This window comes from Gemmobacter sp. (assembly GCF_016792925.1).
Taxonomy (GTDB): domain Bacteria; phylum Pseudomonadota; class Alphaproteobacteria; order Rhodobacterales; family Rhodobacteraceae; genus Gemmobacter.
Genome location: NZ_JAEULU010000224.1, coordinates 1 through 4,499 on the forward strand (window position 1 = coordinate 1; position 4,499 = coordinate 4,499).

Below are 4,499 nucleotides of genomic sequence, written 5' to 3' on the forward strand. Positions count from 1 at the left end.
CGCGATCCGACCCCGGTGGATCTGGAACGCAGGCTGGCTCTGGGTGCCTGACCGGCTTTACCTCATGGCCCGCCTCTCCTACATCTGATCCGATCAGGGGAGGCGCGCATGATGGTGAAACCGGTTGAGGAGCTGACGCAGGCAGAAGCCGCCGCCGAGCTGGCGCGGCTGGCTGCGGCGATTGCCGGGGCGAACGCGGCCTATCACACCCGCGACACGCCCGAGATGTCTGACAGCGACTATGATGCGCTCAAGCGGCGGAATGCCGAGATCGAAGGGCGCTTTCCCGGCCTCAAGCGGTCGGACAGCCCCAGTGATCAGGTCGGGGCGCCGGTGGCAGAGGGTTTTGGCAAGGTGGCGCATGTAATCCGCATGCTCAGCTTGGAAAACGCCTTCTCGGAGGAGGATGTGGCCGATTTCGAGGCGCGGGTGCGCAGCTATTTGGGCCATGATGGCGTGCTGGCCTTTACCGCAGAACCCAAGATCGACGGCCTGTCCCTCTCCCTGCGCTATGAAAATGGGGTGCTGGTGCAGGCAGCCACCCGGGGCGATGGCGAAACCGGCGAGAATGTGACCGAAAACGCCCGCACCATTGCGGATATTCCGCAGCAGATCATTGGCGCGCCTGCTGTGCTGGAGGTGCGCGGCGAGGTTTACATGTCTCACGCCGATTTCGCGGCGCTCAATGCGCGGGCCAGTGCGACAGGTGAGAAAACCTTTGCCAATCCGCGCAATGCCGCCGCAGGGTCCCTGCGTCAGCTGGACGCCACGATCACCAAAACCCGTCCCCTGCGCTTTTTTGCCTATGCCTGGGGCGCGCTGTCCAGCCCTCTGGCCGATAGCCAGTTCGATGCCATTCAGCGGCTGAAAAGCCTCGGCTTCCAGACCAATCCGCTGACCCGGCTTTGCCAGGGCGCGCCAGAGATGCTGGAGCATTATCGCAGCATCGAGGTGCAGCGGGCGACGCTGGGCTATGATATCGACGGCGTTGTTTACAAGGTGAATGATCTTGCGCTGCAACGGCGGCTTGGCTTCCGCTCTGCCACGCCTCGCTGGGCCATCGCGCATAAATTCCCGGCCGAACTGGCATGGACGCGGCTGGAGGCGATCGACATTCAGGTCGGCCGCACCGGCGCGCTCAGCCCGGTGGCGCGGCTGTCGCCGGTGACGGTGGGGGGCGTCGTGGTGTCGAACGCGACCCTGCATAACGAGGATTATATCGCCGGACGCGACGCCAAGGGCGGTGTGATCCGCGAAGGCAAGGATATTCGCATCGGCGATTGGGTGCAGGTATATCGCGCAGGCGATGTCATCCCAAAAATCAATGATGTTAACCTTGAAAAGCGGCCTTCTGACGCTGTTCCTTTCACTTTTCCAACAATTTGCCCCCAATGCGGATCAGAGGCCATCCGCGAGGACGGCGATGCGGTGCGCCGCTGTTCTGGCGGGATGATCTGCCCGGCGCAGGCGGTCGAGCGGCTGAAACACTTCGTCAGCCGCAACGCTTTTGACATTGAGGGGCTTGGCGCCAAACAGGTAGAGGCGTTTTTCCATGACCCCGTGCTGCCGGTGAAAACGCCGGCAGAGATTTTCACCCTGCAAAGCCGCGATGCCGCGCAGCTGGCCAAGCTGGAAAACCGCGATGGCTGGGGCAGGGCCTCGGTGAAAAAGCTGTTTGCGGCCATCGAGGCCAAGCGCCAGATCCCGCTCAACCGCCTGATTTTCGCGCTTGGCATCCGCCATGTCGGGGAAACCTCGGCCAATCTCTTGGCCACCCATTACGGCAGTTGGGCGGCTTTTGAGGCTGCCATGACAGCGGCGCAGGTGGGCGAGGGCGCCGAATGGGCCGATCTGACGGCGATTGACGGCGTGGGCGCCGTGCTGGCAACGTCGCTGGTCACGGCCTTTCACCAGCCGGCCGAACGCGCGGCGATGGACGCGCTGGTGGCGCATCTGACGGTGCAGGAGGTGAAGGCCCGCGCGCCGGTCGATTCTGCGGTGGCGGGCAAGACGCTGGTTTTTACCGGCACGCTGGAGAAAATGAGCCGGGCCGAAGCCAAGGCGCGGGCCGAGGCGCTTGGCGCCAAGGTGGCGGGGTCGGTCTCGGCCAAGACCGATCTGCTGATCGCGGGGCCGGGCGCGGGCAGCAAGGCCAAGCAGGCGGCGGCGCTTGGCATCCGCATCATCGACGAAGATGAATGGCTGGCCTTGGCGGGCGAGGCCTGATGTCGCGCCCGCCTGAGCTGTTTCCGCTTTTTGCCGAATTGGAGACGCTGGAAGGCGTTGGCCCCAAGACGGCCAAGGCCATGGCGGGTTTGGGGGTGGAGCGTCCGAAGGACCTGTTGTTCCTGCTGCCGCATTCCGGCACGGATCGCAGCCGAAAGGCCTCGCTGCGGGAGGTTGTGCCCCCTGCCACGGTGACGGTCGAGGTGACGGTGGGGGCGCATTTCCCGCCCAGATCGCGTGGGCGCCCCTATCGAATTTCTGTGAAAGACCAAAGTCTTGAGTTTCAGTTGGTGTTCTTTCACGCGCGCGGCGACTATCTGAAAACCTTGTTGCCAACGGGGCAGCGCCGGGTGGTTTCGGGCAGGGTGGAGTTGTTCGACGGCATCGCGCAGATGGTGCATCCAGAGCATGTTCTGCGCCCCGAGGAGGCCGGAGAGCTGCCGGATTATGAGCCCGTCTATCCGCTGGTCGCCGGGGTCACGCAGCGTGGCCTTGCCAAGGCGGTGCAGGCGGCCCTGGCGCGTCTGCCCGAGCTGCCGGAATGGGTAGACGGGCCGCTGAAGGCGCGCGAGGGCTGGCCGGATTGGGCGGCGGCGGTGCGTGCGGTGCATGCGCCGACGGGCGCTGCCGATCTGGCTGCAACGGCGCCCGCCCGGGCGCGGCTGGCCTATGACGAGCTGTTTGCGCATCAGATCACCTTGGCGCTGGCGCGCGCGCAGGCGCGGCGGGGCAAGGGGCAGACCAGCGTCGGCACCGGAGTTTTGCAGCGCAAGGTTTTGGAATCGCTTCCTTATCAGCCGACGGGGGCGCAAATCCGCGCCGGGAGCGAGATCGCTGCCGATATGCGCTCTGCGCTGCGGATGAACCGGCTGCTGCAAGGCGATGTCGGGGCGGGCAAGACGTTGGTGGCCTTTCTGGCGTTGCTGATCGCGGTGGAGGCCGGTGGACAAGGCGTGATGATGGCGCCAACCGAAATTCTGGCGCGACAGCATCTGGAGGGGTTACAGCCCCTCGCGGCGGCGGCGGGGGTCAGGCTTGAGATACTGACCGGGCGCGACAAGGGCGGCGAGCGGGCCGAGAAGCTGCGTGCCTTGGCCGAGGGCGAGATCGGCGTTTTGGTCGGCACCCATGCCGTGTTCCAGAAAGACGTGGTTTTCAAGGACTTGCGGCTGGCGGTGGTGGATGAACAGCACCGTTTCGGTGTGGCGCAGCGCATGGAGCTGGGCGCGAAGGGAGAGGCGGCGGATGTGCTGGTGATGACGGCCACGCCGATCCCGCGCAGCCTTGCCCTGGCGAGCTATGGCGACATGGATGTCTCGGTGCTGGATGAAAAGCCGCCGGGCCGCAAGCCGGTGAAGACGGCGATGGTTTCCACCCAGCGGATCGACGAGGTGGTGGCCCATCTGCAAAAGGCGGTGGCCGAGGGGCGGCAGGCCTATTGGGTCTGCCCGCTGGTCGAGGAAAGCGAGCTGGTCGATTATGCCAGTTCCGAGGCCCGGTTCGAGCATCTGCGCGCGCTGTTTGGCGACAGGGTGGGGTTGGTGCATGGCCAGATGCCCCCGGCAGAGAAAGACGCCGCAATGGCCCGCTTTGTGGCGGGGCAAACTTCGGTTCTGGTGGCCACGACTGTGATCGAGGTGGGGGTGAACGTGCCCAATGCCTCGATCATGGTGATCGAGCGGGCCGAAATCTTTGGTCTGGCGCAATTGCACCAGCTGCGCGGCCGGGTCGGGCGCGGTGCGGCGCAATCCACTTGCCTGCTGATGTATCAGGCCCCGCTCAGCAGTGCGGGCGAGCGTCGGTTAACCACCTTGCGCGATACCGAAGACGGGTTCCGCATCGCCGAGGAGGATCTGGCGATGCGCGGCGCGGGCGATCTGATCGGCACGGCACAATCGGGGCTGCCGCGCTTTCGCGTGGCCGATCTGGAGCGGCAAGCGGCGCTGATGGCGATTGCCCAAAGCGATGCCCGGCGTTTGCTGGCCGAAGACCCCAGCCTCGAATCGCCGCGGGGACGGGCGGCGCGGGCGTTGCTGTGGCTGCTGGACCAGGACCGGGCGATCCGCCTGATCAATGTTGGGTAGCAAAATCAAGGCATTGCGCTGTTCCTCCTGATTTGTTCTCAAATGTTCCCTTAAAGTTCTTTACAGAAGGTAAAGATTGTGAGAACAATATGGCAACAAAGCACAGGAGATGACCATGCTGAAGGAAGTGAAAGCCATCGTCGCCCGCTCGTCCAGCTCGATGATCGAAGATGCCCTGGGCACGGTCGT

The 4,499-nt window shown here is 64.7% G+C and carries 3 protein-coding genes; 2 read left to right on the plus strand and 1 reads right to left on the minus strand.

The annotated features are described in order from the left end of the window. Positions 1-108: 108 nt before the first annotated feature. Both ligA and recG read left to right on the plus strand, forming a co-directional pair. Positions 109-2,226, plus strand: a complete 2,118-nt coding sequence (gene ligA, locus JNN06_RS10690) for an NAD-dependent DNA ligase LigA (protein WP_291239578.1) — start codon at positions 109-111, stop codon at positions 2,224-2,226. Next, a complete protein-coding gene (gene recG, locus JNN06_RS10695) occupies positions 2,226-4,310 on the plus strand; it encodes an ATP-dependent DNA helicase RecG (RefSeq protein WP_291239579.1) in 2,085 nt (694 codons plus the stop codon). The genes ligA and recG overlap by 1 nt, the downstream gene beginning before the upstream one ends. Here the strand turns inward: recG and JNN06_RS10700 are convergent. Continuing rightward, a partial coding sequence (locus JNN06_RS10700; protein WP_291239580.1) for a hypothetical protein occupies positions 4,297-4,499 on the minus strand: 203 nt, incomplete at its 5' end. The genes recG and JNN06_RS10700 overlap by 14 nt on opposite strands.